Annotated in this window: 16 protein-coding genes; 11 read left to right on the top strand and 5 right to left on the bottom strand. The window is 60.4% G+C overall.

Features of this window, described 5'->3' with window-relative positions; translation table 11 throughout:
• Positions 1 to 89: 89 nt before the first annotated feature.
• Genes FY152_06340 through FY152_06330 form a run of 3 tightly spaced genes read left to right on the top strand, consistent with a single transcriptional unit; the run spans position 90 to position 1411 of the window.
• A complete protein-coding gene (locus tag FY152_06340) occupies positions 90 to 404 on the top strand; it encodes a winged helix-turn-helix transcriptional regulator (GenBank protein UXS31726.1) in 315 nt (104 codons plus the stop codon).
• Positions 401 to 760, top strand: a complete 360-nt coding sequence (locus FY152_06335) for a hypothetical protein (GenBank protein ID UXS31725.1) — start codon at positions 401 to 403, stop codon at positions 758 to 760. The genes FY152_06340 and FY152_06335 overlap by 4 nt, the downstream gene beginning before the upstream one ends.
• 42 nt (positions 761 to 802) lie before the next feature.
• On the top strand, positions 803 to 1411 hold the full coding sequence (locus FY152_06330) for an ATP-dependent Clp protease proteolytic subunit (GenBank protein ID UXS31724.1): 609 nt from the start codon (positions 803 to 805) through the stop codon (positions 1409 to 1411).
• A 10-nt stretch (positions 1412 to 1421) separates the two neighbouring features.
• Here the strand turns inward: FY152_06330 and FY152_06325 are convergent, their stop codons facing one another.
• Together FY152_06325 and parE are read right to left on the bottom strand one after the other, a co-directional pair.
• Entirely contained in the window at positions 1422 to 2312 is an 891-nt protein-coding gene (locus FY152_06325) for an NAD(P)-dependent oxidoreductase (protein UXS31723.1), read from the bottom strand.
• A gap of 66 nt (positions 2313 to 2378) precedes the next feature.
• Complete coding sequence (parE, locus tag FY152_06320) at positions 2379 to 4490, bottom strand: DNA topoisomerase IV subunit B (protein ID UXS31722.1); 2112 nt, start codon at positions 4488 to 4490, stop codon at positions 2379 to 2381.
• A 224-nt stretch (positions 4491 to 4714) separates the two neighbouring features.
• On the opposite strand from parE, the gene FY152_06315 reads away from it, so the two are divergent.
• The 4 genes from FY152_06315 to FY152_06300 all read left to right on the top strand — a co-directional run bounded on the left by FY152_06315 (position 4715) and on the right by FY152_06300 (position 8935).
• Entirely contained in the window at positions 4715 to 5596 is an 882-nt protein-coding gene (locus tag FY152_06315; GenBank protein UXS31721.1) for an alpha/beta hydrolase, read from the top strand.
• 206 nt (positions 5597 to 5802) lie between these two features.
• Positions 5803 to 6573: a triose-phosphate isomerase gene (locus tag FY152_06310; protein UXS31720.1), complete on the top strand. Its 771-nt coding sequence runs from the start codon at positions 5803 to 5805 to the stop codon at positions 6571 to 6573.
• 115 nt (positions 6574 to 6688) lie between these two features.
• Complete coding sequence (gene secG, locus FY152_06305) at positions 6689 to 7147, top strand: preprotein translocase subunit SecG (protein UXS31719.1); 459 nt, start codon at positions 6689 to 6691, stop codon at positions 7145 to 7147.
• Between the two features lie 159 nt (positions 7148 to 7306).
• Positions 7307 to 8935, top strand: coding sequence for a CTP synthase (locus FY152_06300; protein ID UXS31718.1), 1629 nt, complete (start codon positions 7307 to 7309; stop codon positions 8933 to 8935).
• 173 nt (positions 8936 to 9108) lie between these two features.
• Here the strand turns inward: FY152_06300 and FY152_06295 are convergent, their stop codons facing one another.
• Positions 9109 to 10041: an alpha/beta hydrolase gene (locus tag FY152_06295; protein ID UXS31717.1), complete on the bottom strand. Its 933-nt coding sequence runs from the start codon at positions 10039 to 10041 to the stop codon at positions 9109 to 9111.
• A gap of 205 nt (positions 10042 to 10246) precedes the next feature.
• Positions 10247 to 11638: a class II fumarate hydratase gene (gene fumC, locus FY152_06290; protein ID UXS31716.1), complete on the bottom strand. Its 1392-nt coding sequence runs from the start codon at positions 11636 to 11638 to the stop codon at positions 10247 to 10249.
• A 502-nt stretch (positions 11639 to 12140) separates the two neighbouring features.
• Between fumC and FY152_06285 the strand changes: the two genes are divergently transcribed.
• The gene (locus tag FY152_06285; GenBank protein ID UXS33226.1) at positions 12141 to 13997 is read left to right on the top strand and encodes a murein L,D-transpeptidase; all 1857 of its coding nucleotides are present in this window, start codon (positions 12141 to 12143) and stop codon (positions 13995 to 13997) included.
• 313 nt (positions 13998 to 14310) lie between these two features.
• Here FY152_06285 and FY152_06280 read toward each other — a convergent pair whose 3' ends face one another.
• The gene (locus FY152_06280) at positions 14311 to 15012 is read right to left on the bottom strand and encodes a phosphoglycolate phosphatase (protein UXS31715.1); all 702 of its coding nucleotides are present in this window, start codon (positions 15010 to 15012) and stop codon (positions 14311 to 14313) included.
• A gap of 190 nt (positions 15013 to 15202) precedes the next feature.
• On the opposite strand from FY152_06280, the gene rpiA reads away from it, so the two are divergent.
• The 3 genes from rpiA to gor all read left to right on the top strand — a co-directional run bounded on the left by rpiA (position 15203) and on the right by gor (position 18081).
• On the top strand, positions 15203 to 15898 hold the full coding sequence (gene rpiA, locus FY152_06275) for a ribose-5-phosphate isomerase RpiA (protein UXS31714.1): 696 nt from the start codon (positions 15203 to 15205) through the stop codon (positions 15896 to 15898).
• Positions 15899 to 15914: 16 nt separating this feature from the next.
• On the top strand, positions 15915 to 16484 hold the full coding sequence (locus tag FY152_06270; GenBank protein ID UXS31713.1) for a DUF2059 domain-containing protein: 570 nt from the start codon (positions 15915 to 15917) through the stop codon (positions 16482 to 16484).
• Between the two features lie 211 nt (positions 16485 to 16695).
• A complete protein-coding gene (gene gor, locus FY152_06265) occupies positions 16696 to 18081 on the top strand; it encodes a glutathione-disulfide reductase (protein ID UXS31712.1) in 1386 nt (461 codons plus the stop codon).
• Positions 18082 to 18130 lie beyond the last annotated feature (49 nt).

Genomic DNA, 18130 nt, shown 5'->3' with positions numbered 1-18130 from the left:
AGAATATCGGTTTCTAAAAAGCCGTCTCGCAAGACGGATACGAGACCCCGGGGCTTGTGAAACGCATAAGTGTGTGCTTATGTGTTGGCATGACAGAGAACGATATTTTCCGGGCGCTGGCCGATCCGACACGGCGCGCCATTTTCGAAAAGCTGGCGGATGGCGCCATGAACGCTTCTGCTTTGCGCGAAGGGATCGAGATCAGCCAGCCGGCCATGTCGCAGCACCTGTCGGTTCTGCGCGGGGCAGGGCTCGTGGTTGAAAGGCGGCAGGGCCGTTTCGTCAATTACGAGGTCGATCCGGACGGGCTGACGCGCATTGCGGCATGGCTCGGCAAATACCGCGCCTATTGGCCACAGCGCATAGAGGCTCTCAAGCTCCTGCTGAAGGATATGGATCAATGAACAGGCAAATACACGAAGCGCCGAAAAATGATTTAGAGCTTGAATATGATCTTGATGAGCCGCCGCAGAAGGTCTGGCGCGCAATCAGTATTCCGGCATTTCGCGAGCACTGGTTGCCGCAGGAAGCCCTGGCGGAACCGGAGGCGGTCAATGTCACGCCCGGTGAGGAAGTCTGCTACAGGTTGCGGGAGAATGTTCCGCCATTTCTGGAAAGCACCGTCACCTTCAGGATCGCATCGAATGACCGTGGTGGCACGAGCCTGCGGGTCATTCATGCGTTGCCCGTCACCAGGCCCGGCCGTGTGACGAAGGCCGCCGCAAACCACAACGGTTCGCCGATCAAGCTCGCGGCCTGATCCGACCCGTTCCCCGACATTCTTAACGACAGGAGTTCGCCAATGCGCGAAGCGATGCAACTCGTCCCTATGGTAGTCGAACAATCGTCAAGGGGAGAAAGGTCTTTCGATATCTATTCCCGGCTGTTGCGGGAAAGGATCATTTTTCTCAACGGCGAGGTGAACGATACGGTTTCGGCGCTGGTCTGCGCGCAATTGCTGTTTCTCGAGGCGGAAAACCCCAAGAAACCGATCCATCTCTATATCAATTCGCCGGGCGGTGTGGTGACCAGCGGTCTCGCCATGTATGACACCATGCATTATATCCGCGCACCGGTTCATACGCTCTGCATGGGAACGGCGCGCTCCATGGGGTCGTTTCTGCTGATGGCGGGTGCACCGGGCGAGCGGAGCGCTCTTCCCAATGCCAGCATCCACATTCATCAACCGCTGGGCGGTTTCCAGGGACAGGCTTCGGACATGCTGATCCATGCCGAGGAGATACGGCTGACCAAGCACCGCATGACGCGGCTTTATTCCGAGCATTGCAAACACAGCTATGAAAAATTCGAAGCGGCCATGGACCGGGATTTTTTCATGACGGCGGAGCAAGCGCTGGAATGGGGCCTGATCGATCGCATTCTGGGCGTTCGTGAGGATGTCGCGGCATAAGGCCGGACGCCTATTCGGATTTCCTGCTGATATTGGCGCCCACGGGCAGGACCTCCAGACTGCGCCGGTCCAATTGTGCAAGTACCTCGCCGAAACCGAAGCGGGATGTCCAGCCCAGCCTCTCTTCGGCGCGGGCGGGTGAGTAGATCCGGTCAATCGTTGCCGGCAGTGCCCATTCCCTTTGCGCGAAAGCGTCGGCGAGGGCCGGGGTCCGCTGCCGGAGAACGGAAGCTGCATCCTCGGCAAGGCTGTCGCAGTCATCGGCGGAAAACGGGGTGGTTGCCGATATGATATAACGCTGGAAATCGTTTCCCGCATTGGTCAACGCCAGCACATGGGCATCGGCGACATCGCGAATATCGACGCCGCGATGCAGCCGGTAAGCCGCCATCACGTCGGCGGGCTCCGGGAAACTTCTGGACATGCGAAGCACGCGCACGGCGAGATGCGGGCCCGCCATCGCCTCCAGCATCTGCTCGGCTTCGAGTTTGGTGCGATGATAGATGCTTTTCGGCCGGGGCGGCGTCTTTTCATCGATGAAGGTGCAGGCCCCTGCGGAAACCGCGTGTCCGTAAAGCGCCGTGGTGCTGGTGAAAACCAGCCGCGGCACGCCCGCCGCCATTGCCGCTTCCGCCACCATACGGGTTCCCTCGACATTGATGCGCTGGAATTCCGTGTCCGGGACAATGCCGACATGCGGGGCGTGGAGCGCTGCCGTATGGATCACCGCATCCGCCCGTTCGAAAGCGGAGCGCAGGTGCACTTCGTTCGCGAAATCGCCGACGATATGGGTGGTGGAAAAGGGGGAGCGATCCATGCCGGTGACATCGTGCCTGCCGGCAAGGGCGCTGAAAATCGCGCGGCCGACCCGACCGGAACTGCCCGTCAGCACAATCCGCATGATGTTGCCTCCCATCAACACAAAAGGCAGCGCCATGCGCTGCCTTTCAAGAGTTCATCCGGACGATCAGATATCCAGATTATCAGCGAAGGCCGCCCGTTCCTGAATGAAACGGAAGCGGGCATCGGCCTTGGTGCCCATCAGATTGTCGACGGCTTCGCGGGTGCCTTCGAAATCCACATCATCGATCTCGACGCGCAGCAGGGTGCGTTTTTCGGGATCCATGGTGGTTTCCTTCAACTGCTGGGCCATCATTTCACCAAGGCCTTTGAAGCGGCCAATTTCGACCTTCTTGCCCTTGAACATGGTTTCCATCAACTCGGCGCGGTGGGCGTCGTCGCGGGCATAGGCGCTCTTGGCACCCTGACGGATGACGTAGAGCGGCGGCACGGCGAGGTACAGGTGATTGCCGCGAATGAGTTCCGGCATTTCCTGATAGAAGAAGGTGATGAGCAGCGAGGCGATATGGGCGCCGTCGACATCGGCATCGGTCATGATGATGATGCGCTCGTAACGCAAATCTTCTTCGCGGTACTTGGTGCGGGTACCGCAGCCGAGCGCCTGGATGAGATCGGCGATCTGCTGGTTGGCCGAGAGCTTTTCGCGGCTGGCACTGCCGACGTTGAGGATCTTGCCGCGCAGCGGCAGGATGGCCTGATTGGCGCGGTTACGCGCCTGCTTGGCCGAGCCGCCGGCCGAGTCACCCTCGACGATGAAAAGTTCCGCATTTTCCGCCGTGTTCTGGGCGCAGTCCGCGAGCTTGCCGGGCAGGCGCAGCTTGCGCACCGCGGTCTTGCGGTTGACTTCCTTTTCCTTGCGGCGGCGCAGGCGCTCTTCGGCGCGCTCGATCACCCAGTCGAGCAGCTTTGCCGCTTCGCCCGGATTGCCGGCGAGATAATGGTCGAAGGGATCGCGCAGCGCGTTTTCGACGATGCGCTGTGCCTCGACGGTGGCGAGCTTGTCCTTGGTCTGGCCGACGAATTCCGGCTCGCGGATGAAGACGGAGAGCATGCCGGCGGCAGAGATCATCACGTCGTCGGTGGTGATGTCCTTGGCGCGCTTGTTCTGCGTCAAATCCGCGTAGTTCTTCAGGCCCTTGGTGAGCGCAATGCGGAAGCCGGCCTCATGCGTGCCGCCTTCGGGCGTCGGAATGGTATTGCAATAGGAATGAATCTGCGTGTCGCCGCCATACCAGGTCACCGCCCATTCGAGTGCACCGTGGCCGCCGGTCTTTTCCGTGCGGCCGGAGAAAATCTCACGGGTGACGGTGAATTCCTTGCCGAGCGTGGCGGCAAGATAATCCTTCAGGCCGCCGGGGAAATGGAACACGGCCTTTTCGGGGATTTCACCGCCGGCCGGGACCATGCCGGGATCGCAGCTCCAGCGGATTTCGACGCCGCCGAAGAGATAGGCCTTGGAACGGGCCATGCGGAAGATGCGGGCCGGTTCGAACTTGGCGTGATCGCCGAAGATCTGCGGATCGGGATGGAAACGCACGCGGGTGCCGCGACGGTTGTGCACATCCCCCAGTTCCTCAAGCCCGCCGATCGGTGCGCCGCGCGAAAAGCGCTGGCGGTAAAGCTTGCGATTACGCGCCACTTCCACTTCGAGAAGATCGGACAGCGCATTGACCACGGATACGCCGACGCCGTGCAGGCCGCCCGATGTCTCATAGGCCTTGCCATCGAACTTGCCGCCGGCATGCAGCTTGGTCATGATGACTTCGAGCGTCGACTTGCCCGGCACCTGCGGGTGGTTTTCCACCGGAATGCCGCGGCCATTGTCGGTGACTGTCAGGAAACCTTCGGCATCGAGATGAACCTCGATGAAATTGGCGTGGCCGGCGACGGCCTCGTCCATGGAGTTGTCGATGACTTCGGCGAAGAGATGGTGCAGCGCCTTTTCATCGGTGCCGCCAATATACATGCCGGGGCGCATGCGCACCGGCTCCAGCCCTTCGAGCACGCGGATCGAGGAGGCGCCGTAGTCGTCACCGGACGGAGACACGGGTGCAGGCGGCGTGACGGCCGCAACGGCTGCGGGTTTCGGCTGCACATTCGCGTTGGCGGCTGCGGTCGCCGGGGCATTTACGGCTTTCACCGTATCCTCGTTCGTTTCCGTTTCGCTGTTTCGTGCTGCCGGAAGACCGGAGAAGAGATCGTTGCTGTCGTCCATCATGTCCAAAGTTCAAAGTCGTGTGTCAGAATTTCGCCATGCGAATCATTATGCCAGTAGCGTCAATCATAACGCCAAACGCGGTTCCCGTCCGATTCCAGTGGGTCCGTCTGGCAAACGCAGCGCATCCTATGCCACGATTGTGTCAGGGTTTCGCAACAGGAGGATTGCGCTGGCGAGGTTGCAATGGCAAGTCTCGCAGCCACGAATGAACGGTTAGCCAAGGCATGTCCACAGCTCATTTCACGTTTTGTACTCTTTTCAGCCTGAGTGTTGCGGCCATGCCGGTTGCGGCCTTTGCCTCCGACGGGCCGCTGCGCCCCTTCAAGGATGAGCTGTTTTCCGCCCAGACGGTGCTTTCCACGGCCGATGGCGGCGCTTCAGAAGTCGTCGACTATCAGGAAATGCGCGATATCAACGGCCGCGACGAGGTGCCGGAGCGGCGGGTGAAACGGCAATATGTCGATATGACGCCGAAGAAGGCGCAGGCGCTGGAAAGTGTTTCCGTTGAGGGCAGGGCGCTTGAGGTTGGCCGCGTCGGGCCGGCAAGCGGACAGGCCTTCACGGTCATCTTCATTCACGGGCGCGGCGGTGACCGGCGGCTCGGCATGAACGACTATACGTTCGGCGGCAATTTCAACCGGCTGAAAAATCTGGCCGTCGCCAATGGCGGCACCTATTATGCGCCGAGCGTGCGCTCCTTCGATGAGAACGGCGTTGCCGATATCGCGGCGCTGATTGCCGATGCGGCCAAAAAATCGGGCGGCAAGCCTGTCGTGCTGACCTGTGCTTCCATGGGCAGTTTCATCTGCTACGGCATCAGCCGCGACAAGGCCGCCGTTGCAAGCCTCAAGGGAATGGCGATCCTCGGCGGTGCGGTCGATCCTGATTTTCCCAAGAGCGTCTTTGCCAAGGCGAGGAAGCCGGTCTGGTTCACGCATGGCAGCGCCGACAAGGTTTATTCGGCCGATCAGCAGGCGACCATTTTTCGCAGTTTGCTGAAATCCGGTGAGCCCGCTCGATTTACGCGATATGAGACCGGCAGCCACGGTACACCGGTGCGCATGACCGACTGGCGGGCGGTCTTGAACTGGATTTTGAGCCGCTGAGGCCGCCATTTGGGTCAGGATTGGCAAATTTTGCGATTCTGCCCGCCGTTTTGAACCTTCAGGCCGCTTTTTTGTACCATTTGTTGACGGCTGCGTTTAAAGGAATATCCCGGGATTTCCGGCAGGGTTTCTGTCGTGATTAAGGGCCGCTCGCGGCAGAGGGGCGCCGCCGAAGGCGGCCTCAAGACAAAGGGAATGGGATACGCATGACGCCGAATGTTCGACCGCTTGTTGCCGGAAACTGGAAGATGAACGGCACCCGTGCCTCGCTTGATCAGATCAAGGCCATGGCAGAGGGCGTCAAGGGCGCGCTGTCCGAAAAGGTGGATGCGCTGATCTGCCCGCCTTCGACGCTGCTTTATGTCGCGACCGCGCTGTGCGATGACAGCCCCCTGATGATCGGCGGACAGGATTGCCACCAGAACACATTGGGCGCCCATACCGGCGATATTTCCGCCGAGATGATTGCCGACTGCTTTGGCACCCATGTCATCGTCGGCCATTCCGAGCGCCGCACCGACCATGCCGAGACCGATCATCTGGTGCGCGTCAAGGCTGTTGCCGCCCATCAGGCCGATCTCATCGCCATCGTCTGCATTGGCGAGACGGCGGATGAGCGCAAGGCGGGCCAGACGCTCGACATTCTCAAGCGCCAGCTGGCCGGCTCGCTGCCGGATGAGGCAACCGCGGAAAACACTGTCATCGCCTATGAGCCGGTCTGGGCGATCGGCACCGGTCTTACCCCGACGACGGAAGATGTGCGCGAAGCGCATGCCTTCATGCGCGACGAGCTCGTCAAGCGCTTCGGCGATGCCGGCAAGACCATGCGGATTCTTTATGGCGGCTCGGTAAAGCCTGCCAATGCGCTGGAACTGATGGGCGTCGAGAATGTCGATGGCGCGCTGATCGGTGGCGCCAGCTTGAAAGCCTCGGACTTCCTGTCCATCTATGCGGCATATGAGCAACTGACGGCCTGAGACCAGCTTTCCTGTCGCAGGGGTTGGAAAGGGGCTTGGAATAAACCTTCGCCTCATGTAAAGAGCCGCGAAACCTTCTTTGTAGTGCTCCGCGCGGGGCATGGAATGGATTGTCATGCAGACCGTTTTGATTGTTATTCACCTCATGATCGTGCTGGCGCTTGTCGGCGTGGTCCTGATTCAGCGTTCCGAAGGCGGCGGCCTCGGTATCGGCGGCGGTTCGGGCTTCATGTCCGCGCGCGGAACGGCCAATGCGCTGACCCGCACCACGGGCATCCTCGCCGCGCTGTTCTTCCTGACGTCGCTCGGGCTTGGTCTTCTGACCCGCTACGAAGCGCGCCCGACCGATATTCTGAACCGTATTCCGGCAACGCAGGGCCAGGGCAACGGCATTCTCGACACGCTCGGCCCGGCGACGACGCCCGCAACACCGGCTCCGGCTGGAAATGGCGTTCCGACCAATAGTGGTGCAGCAGCGCCCGCGCAGACGGCTCCGGCTCCTGCCGCGTCCGGCACTGCCGCCCCGGCACCGGCGCAGCCCGCCGATCCGAACGCAGTACCGACCGGTCAATAAGCCCGGTTTCGATTTAACGCTCCGGCAGGCCAAAAGCCTGCCGGTTTTCTTTTGTGTGCATTTCGCCGCATCCCATTGCCAATTCGTCAACAGCGAATTTGCAACAGCATGAAATTTGGGCTGGCGGAATCAGAGGTAAAAAGGTATCCGGTGAATCCCATGGCGCGATATGTATTCATCACAGGCGGCGTGGTCTCCTCTCTAGGTAAGGGCATCGCCGCGGCAGCACTCGGAGCTTTGTTGCAATCCCGTGGTTATCGGGTGCGGCTTCGTAAACTCGACCCCTATCTGAACGTCGATCCCGGCACCATGAGCCCGACACAGCACGGCGAAGTGTTCGTGACGGACGACGGTGCCGAGACGGACCTCGACCTTGGCCACTACGAGCGCTTCACGGGGCGTTCGGCCACCAAGACCGACAACATCACCACCGGTCGCATCTACAAGAACATCATCGACAAGGAACGGCGCGGCGACTATCTCGGCGCAACCGTTCAGGTCATTCCGCATGTCACCAACGAGATCAAGGATTTCGTGATCGAAGGCAATGACGATTACGACTTCGTCATCTGCGAGATTGGCGGCACGGTGGGTGACATCGAGGCGATGCCGTTCATGGAGGCGATCCGTCAGCTCGGCAACGACCTGCCGCGCGGCACGGCGATCTATCTTCACCTGACACTGATGCCTTACATTCCGGCAGCCGGTGAGCTGAAGACCAAGCCGACCCAGCATTCCGTGAAGGAACTGCAGGCGCTCGGTATTCACCCCGACATTCTGCTGGTGCGTGCCGACCGGGAAATCCCGGAAGCGGAACGCCGCAAGCTTTCGCTGTTCTGCAACGTGCGTCCTTCCGCCGTCATCCAGGCTCTGGATGTGGCGAATATCTATGACGTTCCGATTGCCTACCACAAGGAAGGCCTCGATTCGGAAGTGCTGGCCGCTTTCGGCATCGAACCGGCGCCGAAGCCGCGTCTGGAACAGTGGGAAGAGGTTTGCAACCGTATCCGCACGCCGGAAGGCGAGGTCACGATTGCGATCGTCGGCAAATATACCGGCCTCAAGGATGCCTATAAGTCGCTGATCGAGGCGCTGCATCACGGCGGTTTTGCCAACCGCGTCAAGGTCAAGCTGGAATGGATCGAGTCGGAAGTCTTCGAAAAGGAAGATCCGACGCCCTATCTCGAAAAGGTCAACGGCATTCTGGTGCCCGGCGGCTTCGGCGAGCGCGGTTCGGAAGGCAAGATCATGGCGGCGCAGTTCGCGCGTGAGCGCAACGTGCCCTATTTCGGCATCTGCTTCGGCATGCAGATGGCGGTCGTGGAAGCGGCCCGTCATCTGGCCGGCATCGAAAATGCCTCTTCGACCGAATTCGGTCCGACGTCCGAGCCGGTCGTCGGCCTGATGACCGAATGGGTGAAGGGCAACGAGCTGGAGAAGCGTTCCTCCAAGGGCGATCTCGGCGGTACGATGCGTCTCGGTGCTTACAAGGCGGCGCTGAAGAAAGACACCAAGATTGCCGATATCTACGGCACCACTGACATTTCCGAGCGCCATCGTCACCGCTACGAGGTGAATGTGGATTACAAGGACCGGCTGGAAGAATGCGGACTGGTCTTCTCGGGCATGTCTCCGGATGGTGTCCTGCCGGAAACCGTGGAATATCCTGACCACCCGTGGTTCATCGGCGTTCAGTACCACCCGGAACTGAAGAGCCGTCCGCTTGACCCGCATCCGCTTTTCGCCAGCTTCATTGAAGCGGCGGTGGAGCAGAGCCGGCTGGTTTGACGGTTTGAAGAATATGAAGAGGGTCGCGACAGCGGCCCTTTTTTTGGTGCACGCACCCCGCAAAGTTTCGACGATGCGTCTTGCTCCGTCATCCTCGGGCTTGGCCCGAGGATGACGGAGGAGAGGGTACAACTAGTCCGAAAATGCACGGTGCGATTGTTTGCGAGCGTGCCTCACCCCAGAAAATCATGCTTCCGCAACCACGTCTCGTACCAGTTTGGCCATTCCTCCGATGGGGTGCCGGCCTTGCCCATGCCAAAGCCGTGGCCACCCGACGCGATTGGATGAAATTCGACATCCACACCAGCCTTTTCACAGGCCTCTTCCATGATACGGCTATTGGCGGGATTGGAAATCCGGTCGTCATCCGCTTGTGTGAGGAAGATGGGCGGGCAATCCTTGCTCACATGGCTTTCCACTGACCATTCCCGTGTTGCCTTTTCTGTTGGGTGTCTGCCGACAAGCGATCTGCGGGTTGATGTGTGGTCAAAGGGTGCTGCGAGCGTGATGACCGGATAGATCAGCGCTGCGACATCCGGCCGGGCTGATTGTCTGTCGACGTCATCGACGCCTTCGTAAGAAGTGAAGGCCGAGCGGGCGGCGGCAAGCCCCATCAGGTGTCCGCCTGCAGAAAAGCCCAGCGCGCCGATCCTGTTCGGATCGATATGCCAGTCCGGGGCGCGTGCACGTATCAGACGAAATGCGCGCTGCGCATCCTGGAGCGGTGCGAGCGGCCCGGCGGCCCATGCTTCAATTGGCAGGCGGTAGCTGAGGACAAAAGCGTAAATGCCTCTGGCCGCAAGCCAGCGTGCGGCGGGATAGGACTCCTTGCCTTCCTCTATGCGTTTATATCCGCCGCCACCTGCGATGATGATTGCAGAACCGTTCGGCTTTTCGGGGGCAAATACCTCAAGGCTTGGTATGGCAATGTTGGTGACGGCGCCTTTTTTGCTGATATCCGCAGTGCCGTCCGGGCCGCCGCCACCGGGAGGTAGCCCGGGCCAAAGGGCAATGCGGGGCCGATTATCGTCGGCAATCAGATTTGGCATTTTCACGGCTGTAGCGAGGAATACGCCAGCAAGAAGCAGGCTGCGGCGGCAGATCATGATGTCATCCTCAATCGTGCATTCGGCTCCGATATTGCCCCGGAAGAGCAGTTTATGAGGACAATATAAAAAACCAACAGGTCAATGTGGGGGCAACACCATATTCCGGTTCGGGCCAACCAAGTCACAGTCTCGGTGCGGTGCGTCAGTCGAACAAACAAAAACGGGCCCGAAGGCCCGTTTCCATGTCCGTTGCATGACCGGCTTACTTCGGGCCGATCATGTTTTCCGGGCGCACATATTGGTCGAATTCCTCGTTGGTGAGGTATCCGCCACCAACGGCCTCGTCGCGCAGCGTCGTGCCGTTCTTGTGTGCCGTCTTGGCGATCTTGGCGCAGATGTCGTAGCCGAGCTTGCTGTTAAGCGCAGTGACGAGCATCAGAGAGTTTTCGACGCCCTTCTTGATATTGTCCTCGCGGGCCTCGATGCCGACGACGCAATTGTCGGTGAAGGAGACGGCCGCGTCGCCCAGAAGCTGGACCGACTGCAGGAAGTTGTAGGCCATCATCGGGTTATAGACGTTGAGCTCGAAGTGGCCCTGCGAACCGGCGAAGGACAATGCTGCATTGTTGCCGAAGATGTGGGCGCAGACCTGCGTCAGCGCTTCCGACTGGGTCGGGTTGACCTTGCCCGGCATGATCGACGAGCCGGGCTCGTTTTCCGGCAGCGAGAGCTCGCCGAGACCGGCGCGCGGGCCGGAACCGAGGAAGCGGATGTCGTTGGCGATCTTGAACAGCGCAGCAGCTGCCGCATTGATCGCGCCATGCGAGAAGACCATGGAATCGTGCGAGGCGAGCGCCTCGAACTTGTTCGGCGCGGTCACGAAGGGCAGGCCGGTGATCGTGGAGATTTCCTCGGCGACCTTTTCGGCGAAACCGATGGGAGCGTTGAGGCCCGTGCCGACGGCCGTGCCGCCCTGGGCGAGCTTGGAGAGCGCGGGCAGGGTGGTTTCAATGTTGGCGATGGCGGAGGCGACCTGCGCGGCATAGCCGGAGAATTCCTGGCCGAGCGTCAGCGGGGTCGCATCCTGCGTGTGGGTGCGGCCGATCTTGATGATCTTTTCGAACTGCTTGACCTTGGCTTCCAGCGCCTTGTGCAGGTGCTTGAGGGCGGGCAGCAGGTGGTGAACGATCTCTTCCACGCAGGCGATGTGCATCGCCGTCGGGTAGGTGTCGTTCGAGGACTGGCTCATATTGACGTGGTCATTGGGGTGAACGGGCTTCTTGGTGCCCATTTCGCCGCCGAGCATTTCGATGGCGCGGTTGGAGATCACCTCATTGGCATTCATGTTGGACTGGGTGCCGGAGCCGGTCTGCCAGACGACGAGCGGGAAATGCTCGGTCAGCTTGCCGTCGATGACTTCCTGTGCGGCGGCGATGATGGCGTCGCCGACCTTGGGGTCGAGGCCTGCCAGCGCCATGTTGGCACGGGCGGCTGCCTGCTTGACGATGCCCAGCGCACGAACGACAGAGGCGGGCTGCTTTTCCCAGCCGATCTTGAAGTTGCCGAGCGAGCGCTGCGCCTGCGCGCCCCAATAGCGATCGGCCTGAACTTCAATGGGTCCAAATGTATCGGTTTCCGTCCGTGTGGCTGTCATCAATCTTGCCTTTTTACTTGTTTTCCTCCGCCAAAACGGCGCCTTCGCCCGCCTTGCGCGGCCGATATATAGAATCATCGCGCCGGCAATGAAAGCGCTGCAATGCGGTAGAGGCAGATATTTCCGGTCGCGCAAAAGCGATTCCGGGGTGCGGATCGCCTAAGGGAGAAAAAGGCCGCGGCGTGTCATTTTTACTACGTCCTCAAATGGCCGGAAAACCGGCGTTTCAGGGGCGGGCGGGGCGCTAGGCCGCCCCTGGCAAAGTTAATGAAATAAATAGAAATTTAACCATTCTCGCCAATTCTTGAAATTACGTTTTTACGGCTTTGGCTGTATCATAAGGTTCATTTCGGCATGGTTGTGGGCTTTGGGCGTTTTCTTTTCAACGGGCCGTCGATCGGCTAGACAGGCATGAAACTGAAGCCCGCCGTTTGACTGGCGGTGCTGGGGTGCTACGAGGATCAAATTGCAAGTCACTTCTGGAAAATCATCGGCAGCGCTGGTGCTGGCTCTCGGTCTTTGCGTTTCCACCGCTCTTCCCGGCAGCGCCGGCGCGGTAACGCTGATGGACCTTCTGCGCGGCGGCCCGGGCAAGGTTGCGCGCGATCGCGGTGAGTTGCCGCCGGCCGGCATCGTCACATCGCCGTCGGTTTCAGGACCGAGCGCCGATGCCTCCGATCCCGAGCCCCTGCCGCGCGTTTCCGGCCCGCGTTATTACGATTACAAGGCGGATACGGCCCGTGCGGTGAATACGGCGAATTTCGGCGAGGGTCTCGCCAATCTGAAGTTCAGCGCCACGCCCGAAATCGCCAAGGCGCTCGAAGCCTATTATGGCGCCGGCGGCAAGACGCTTTGGGTTTCCGAAGGCGAACTGACAGAGCGGGCAAATGCTGTCATCGCCTTTTTCGAAACGGTTGGCGAAAGCGGCCTCGATCCGGCCGACTACAGCATTTCCGCACCGGCAAAAGACGTGACGGCCAGCATCAGCAGCAATGCAGCCGGTACGACGGCCACGGGCGCGCCGGTGGAAACGGCGTCCGCATCGGCCTCCGATGCCTATCAGCGGGCGCAGATGCAGTTCGAGCTGGCGCTCTCGGCCAAGGTTCTGGCCTATGTGCAGGACACCACCCGTGGCCGCGTCGATCCGAACCGGCTGTCGGGCTACCATGATTTCAAGCGCAAGACGGTGAACCTCGCTCCCGTGCTGAAACTGGCGGGCCTGAGCCCCGATGTTGCCGCCTATCTGCGCAGCCGTGAACCGTCCAGCACTGAGTATCTTGCGTTGAAGGCGGAACTTGCGCGCCTGCGCGGCGAAGGCGATGCGGCGCATGTCGTCCGCGTTCCGGCTGATCTGGTGTTGAAGCCCGGTAACAGCAGCGCGGATATGGCCAATGTCGTCAAGGCCATCGAACACCGCGCTTCGCCCGCCTTCAAGGCTGAACATGCGGCCATCATTTCCGCTTATCAGCAGACGCCTGACTATACGCCCGATCTCGTTGATCTGGTGAAGGCGTTCCAGAGCGAGAACGGTCTGAAGCCGGACGGCGTCATCGGCCGCGCCACCGTGCGCGCCATGGTCGGCGAAAGCAGTGACACGAAGATTGCCAAGGTGCAGGTGGCGATGGAGCAGGTCCGCTGGCTGCCGGCCGATCTCGGCCAACGCTACGTCTTCATCAACCAGCCCGCTTTCATGGCCTATTACCACAATGAGGGCAAAGAACAGTTCGGCATGAAGGTGGTCGTCGGCTCCAAGGCCAACCAGACCTATTTCTTCCAGGACGAGATCCAGACTGTCGAGTTCAACCCCTATTGGGGCGTGCCGCAGTCTATCATCGTCAACGAGATGCTGCCGAAGCTGCGCCGCGACCCGTCCTATCTCGACCGGCTGGGTTATGAGGTTCAAGTGGGCGGCCGTGCGGTCTCCTCCACCAGCGTCAACTGGTACGGCTCGACCAATGCGGTTTCGGTTCGCCAGCCGCCGAGCAGCGACAATGCGCTGGGCGATCTGAAAATCCTGTTCCCCAATGCGCATGCCATCTACATGCACGATACGCCCGCCAAGAGCTTCTTCAACCGCGACATGCGGGCGCTGAGCCATGGCTGTATCCGTCTGGTCGAGCCGCGCCGCATGGCGGCTGCAGTTCTCGGCACCAGTGTCGAAAAGGTCGGCGAGCAGATCGCGTCTGGCAAGAACCGCGCCGTGCAGGTGCCGGAGAAGGTTCCGGTCTACGTGGCCTATTTCACCGCCTGGCCGGACAAGGACGGCAAGGTGCAGTTCTTCGACGATGTCTACGACCGTGACAGCTATGTGCAGAAGGCGTTTGCCGTGACGACGAAGGCGCGGGCCGCGTCGATCTGATCAGAATAGCATCGAGAAAAAAGCGCCGGAAACGGCGCTTTTTTGTTTGAAGGAAAAGCCTGCCCAATTTGTTTGGTGCTGGAGTCTGCCAGCTGCATTTGGCATTAACGGCAACACCGTACTCCGTCACCCCGGACCTGATCCGGGGTCCAGCGCGATCAAGTCCTTGATCGCACGAGACTCTCTTCTCACGGCGCAGACGCGCCGTGGCTGGATGCCGGATCTAGTCCGGCATGACGGAAGAGAGGTTGTTCAGCTCTCATTGACGTCGGAATCGCCGTTCTCTGGCGCTTCACTTGTCTGGTCCAGCCTCTCAGGCGGCCGCTGCACCCTTCGCAACCAGTTCTTCGAACAGCGTCGGCGTCAATTCCGTGAAATCGTCGATCACCACATCCGGCTCCAGTTCAACCATCGGCACATCCGAATAACCGAAAGTGACGCCAATCGACGGGACGGCGGCGTTCTTTGCGGCGAGAATGTCGTTGATGCTGTCGCCGACCATGATGGAGCGCTGGACATCGCCGCCGGCTTTTTCGATGGTGCCGAGAATATGGCGGGCATCCGGCTTGCGGAATTCGAACGTATCGCCGCAGGTGATAGCGGCGAAATATTGGGTTAGGCCCAGCTTTTCGAGCAGCGGCAAAGCGAGGATTTCGGTCTTGTTGGTGCAGACGGCAAGCGTGATGCCGGCGGCCGACAGCGCATCCAACGTGTTGATGATGCCGGGATAGGGGCGGCTTTCGCCGGGCATTTCGGCGCGGTAATGGGTGATGAAGCGCTCATAGAGCGGCTCGATTTCGGCTTCCGGCAGTTCTGTCTCGCGAAGCGCGAAGGCGCGCTTGATCATCACACGCGCGCCCTGGCCGACGAGGTGGGTCAGGTCCTCATAGGTGACGGGGGCAAGCCCGGCCACGGCAATGGTGTGATTGAGGCTCGAGACGAGATCGGCGGCGGTGTCGACGAGCGTGCCGTCGAGATCGAAGATGGCGAGCGGGGAGAGCGGGCGGGATGTCACGGAAACGGGCCTCTTGGGTATGCTTCTGGTGAAGCTATCGGTGCTTTCATTCGCGCCAAGCCTAGGCAAACGGCCTTGTCTTTGCAACCGCACCACAACGTTCTGTTCGTTGGCTTGAAAAAGGCTTTCGTTTGGCTTTCGACCCGTGTAAACAGCACGGCGACGACAAAGCTACCGGAGTTTCAGGCACATGGATGCCCGCCAGATGAAGATCAAGGCCGCCGAGGCCGCATTGTCCCATGTTCAAGACGGGATGCGGCTTGGTATCGGCACGGGTTCAACGGCTGAGGAATTCGTGCGGCTGCTGGCGGAAAAGGTTGCCGCCGGTCTGAAAGTCGAGGGCGTACCGACCTCCGAGCGCACCGCACGGCTCTGCGTGGAACTCGGCGTGCCGCTGAAATCCCTCGACGAGTTGCCGGAGCTGGATCTGACCATTGACGGCGCCGATGAGGTGGACCATGCGCTGCGGCTTGTGAAGGGCGGCGGCGGCGCGCTTCTGCGCGAAAAGATCGTGGCGGCGGCATCTGCCCGCGTGATCGTGATTGCCGACCAGAGCAAGGTCGTGGAGACGCTTGGCGCCTTTCCGCTGCCCATCGAAATCAACCCGTTCGGCCAGGTGGCGACCCGGATCGCCATCGAGAAGCTGGCGGCGCGGTCCGGCCTTTCGGGCACGCTGACGATGCGTTCGTCCGGCGACGGCGCCTTCATGACGGATGGCGGACACCTTATTCTCGACGCATCTTTTGGCCGTATTCCTGATGCAGAAGCGCTTGCACGCGAGCTGAACACTATCCCCGGTGTTGTCGAGCACGGACTTTTCATAAATTTGGCATCGCTTGCCATTATCGCGGGACCTGAAGGCGCCCGCGTGATGCAGGCAGTATAACAGGAGCGAGATTTTCATGATCAAACTAGCGGGACTGGGCAAAGCTGCCGCTGCTTCGATCCTTATTTCCGGCATCGTGTTCGGTACTGCCGCACGCGCTCAGGAAATTTCGGAAGCGCATATTGCTGCCGCACGGCAGGCGATCGCCTCTCTTGGCGTCACCGACCGTTTCGATGACATCCTGCCGGGTCTGGCGGAGCGTCTGAAGGCTGAACTCATCCAGGCATCGCCGAATGTTCAGGACGCGATCACCGAGACCGTCGATGCCAAGGCGCTCGAGCTTGCGCCGCGCCGCGCCGATCTGGAACGTGAGGCTGCACTCACCTATGCGCGCGCCTTCACCGTTGAAGAGCTGAACGCCATTTCCACCTTCTACAGCAGCGAAGCCGGCAAGAAGCTTCTTAAGGACGGCCCGATCGCCACGCGCGAACTGATGAAGGCTGCCGATATCTGGGCCGCCGGCATCAACCGCGACCTGAACGCTTCCAGCATGACCGAACTGCAGAAGGTCGCCGGTGCTGACCTGAAGCCGCTTCCGGCCGATCAGAACGCCACGGGCGGCGCTCCGGCGGCTCCCAAGCCCTGATTGAATGAACAGACTGAGCATCGGACCGGAAAGTGTAATGCGGTTTCCGGAGAATCCGATGCTTAATCAAAAAAACTATCTTCAGAAATATTCAAAGCCCGGCCGCAAGACCGGGCTTTTCATTTGTGCGTCGCAGCACCTATATGTGCCGTGAATGCACCACCGCCCGGCTTGAGGCTGATGGCAGGGGTTTTGATCAGGGGTTTTGACTATGACAGCTTATGACTACGATCTTTTCGTCATCGGTGGCGGCTCCGGCGGCGTGCGCAGCGGCCGCGTGGCGGCCTCGCTCGGCAAGCGCGTGGGGATTGCTGAAGAATACCGTTATGGCGGCACATGCGTCATTCGCGGCTGCGTGCCGAAGAAGCTGTTCGTCTACGCCTCGCAATTCCCTGAGCATTTCGAGGATTCGGAAGGATTCGGCTGGAGCGTCGGTGAAAGGAGCTTCGACTGGAAGAAACTGATCGCGGCGAAGGACAAGGAAATCACCCGTCTCGAAGGGCTCTACCGCAAGGGTCTGGAAAACGCCAAGGCCGATATTTTCGACAGCCGGGCGGAACTGGTCGATGCCCATACCGTGAAGCTCACAAAAACCGGCGAGACCTTCACGGCCGAGCGTATCGTGATTGCCGTCGGCGGCACGCCGAACGAGCACAGGGCGCTGCCCGGCCATGAGCTGACGATCTCGTCCAACGAGGCTTTTGATCTGGAAGAGCTGCCGAAGTCGATCCTGATTGCCGGCGGCGGTTACATCGCGGTGGAATTCGCCAATATCTTCCATGGGCTCGGCGTCGAAACGACCCTGATCTACCGTGGCAAGGAAATCCTGTCGCGTTTCGATCAGGACATGCGCAAGGGTCTGCACGAGGCCATGGAAGCCAAGGGCATCAGGATCCTGCTGGGTGATGTCATCGAAGAAGTGACGAAGGGTGAGGGCGCATTGCAGGCCCGCACCAAGAACCACGGTACTCTTGCCGTCGAGACGGTGATGCTGGCGCTCGGGCGCGATCCGAACACGAAGGGCCTCGGTCTCGAAAACGCCGGCGTGAAACTGGATGCGCGCGGCGCGATCATCGTCGACGACTATTCGCGGACCAACGTCCCGAATATCTTCGCTCTGGGTGACGTCACCGACCGGGTACAGCTGACGCCGGTGGCGATCCACGAGGCTATGTGCTTCATCGAAACCGAATACAAGAACAACCCGACCAAGCCGGATCACGAGCTGATTGCGACGGCGGTGTTCTCGCAGCCGGAAATCGGAACTGTCGGTCTTTCGGAAGAGGAAGCGGGCAAGAAGTATCCGGAGCTGGAAGTCTATCGCGCGCAGTTCCGGCCGATGAAGGCGACGCTTTCCGGCCGCCAGGAAAAGACGATCATGAAGCTGATCGTCAATGCCAGCGACCGCAAGGTTGTGGGCGTGCATATTCTTGGCCACGAGGCAGGCGAGATGGCGCAGCTTCTCGGCATCACGCTGAAAGCCGGCTGCACCAAGGATGATTTCGACCGTACCATGGCGGTTCATCCCACAGCCGCCGAGGAGCTGGTGACGATGTATTCGCCGAGCTACCGCGTGGTGAATGGCGAGCGCGTGTAGCCCTGGCGCAAGCGTGATATAATCGCGCGTCAAAATTGCCCGTCGCCCC

Origin of the sequence: Agrobacterium tumefaciens, from assembly GCA_025560025.1 — a bacterium.
GTDB lineage: Bacteria > Pseudomonadota > Alphaproteobacteria > Rhizobiales > Rhizobiaceae > Agrobacterium.
The sequence above is the reverse complement of the archived record's forward strand: the minus strand, read 5'-3'. Positions and strand labels throughout refer to the sequence as shown.

Coding starts and splice junctions, on each gene's coding strand:
- secG (UXS31719.1), top strand. CDS start 6,689: ATGCAGACCGTTTTGATTGTTATTCACCTCATGATCGTGCTGGCGCTT.
- FY152_06325 (UXS31723.1), bottom strand. CDS start 2,312: ATGCGGATTGTGCTGACGGGCAGTTCCGGTCGGGTCGGCCGCGCGATT.
- fumC (UXS31716.1), bottom strand. CDS start 11,638: ATGACAGCCACACGGACGGAAACCGATACATTTGGACCCATTGAAGTT.
- gor (UXS31712.1), top strand. CDS start 16,696: ATGACAGCTTATGACTACGATCTTTTCGTCATCGGTGGCGGCTCCGGC.
- FY152_06330 (UXS31724.1), top strand. CDS start 803: ATGCGCGAAGCGATGCAACTCGTCCCTATGGTAGTCGAACAATCGTCA.
- FY152_06340 (UXS31726.1), top strand. CDS start 90: ATGACAGAGAACGATATTTTCCGGGCGCTGGCCGATCCGACACGGCGC.
- FY152_06270 (UXS31713.1), top strand. CDS start 15,915: ATGATCAAACTAGCGGGACTGGGCAAAGCTGCCGCTGCTTCGATCCTT.
- FY152_06315 (UXS31721.1), top strand. CDS start 4,715: ATGTCCACAGCTCATTTCACGTTTTGTACTCTTTTCAGCCTGAGTGTT.
- FY152_06310 (UXS31720.1), top strand. CDS start 5,803: ATGACGCCGAATGTTCGACCGCTTGTTGCCGGAAACTGGAAGATGAAC.
- FY152_06295 (UXS31717.1), bottom strand. CDS start 10,041: ATGATCTGCCGCCGCAGCCTGCTTCTTGCTGGCGTATTCCTCGCTACA.
- rpiA (UXS31714.1), top strand. CDS start 15,203: ATGGATGCCCGCCAGATGAAGATCAAGGCCGCCGAGGCCGCATTGTCC.
- FY152_06335 (UXS31725.1), top strand. CDS start 401: ATGAACAGGCAAATACACGAAGCGCCGAAAAATGATTTAGAGCTTGAA.
- parE (UXS31722.1), bottom strand. CDS start 4,490: ATGATGGACGACAGCAACGATCTCTTCTCCGGTCTTCCGGCAGCACGA.
- FY152_06300 (UXS31718.1), top strand. CDS start 7,307: ATGGCGCGATATGTATTCATCACAGGCGGCGTGGTCTCCTCTCTAGGT.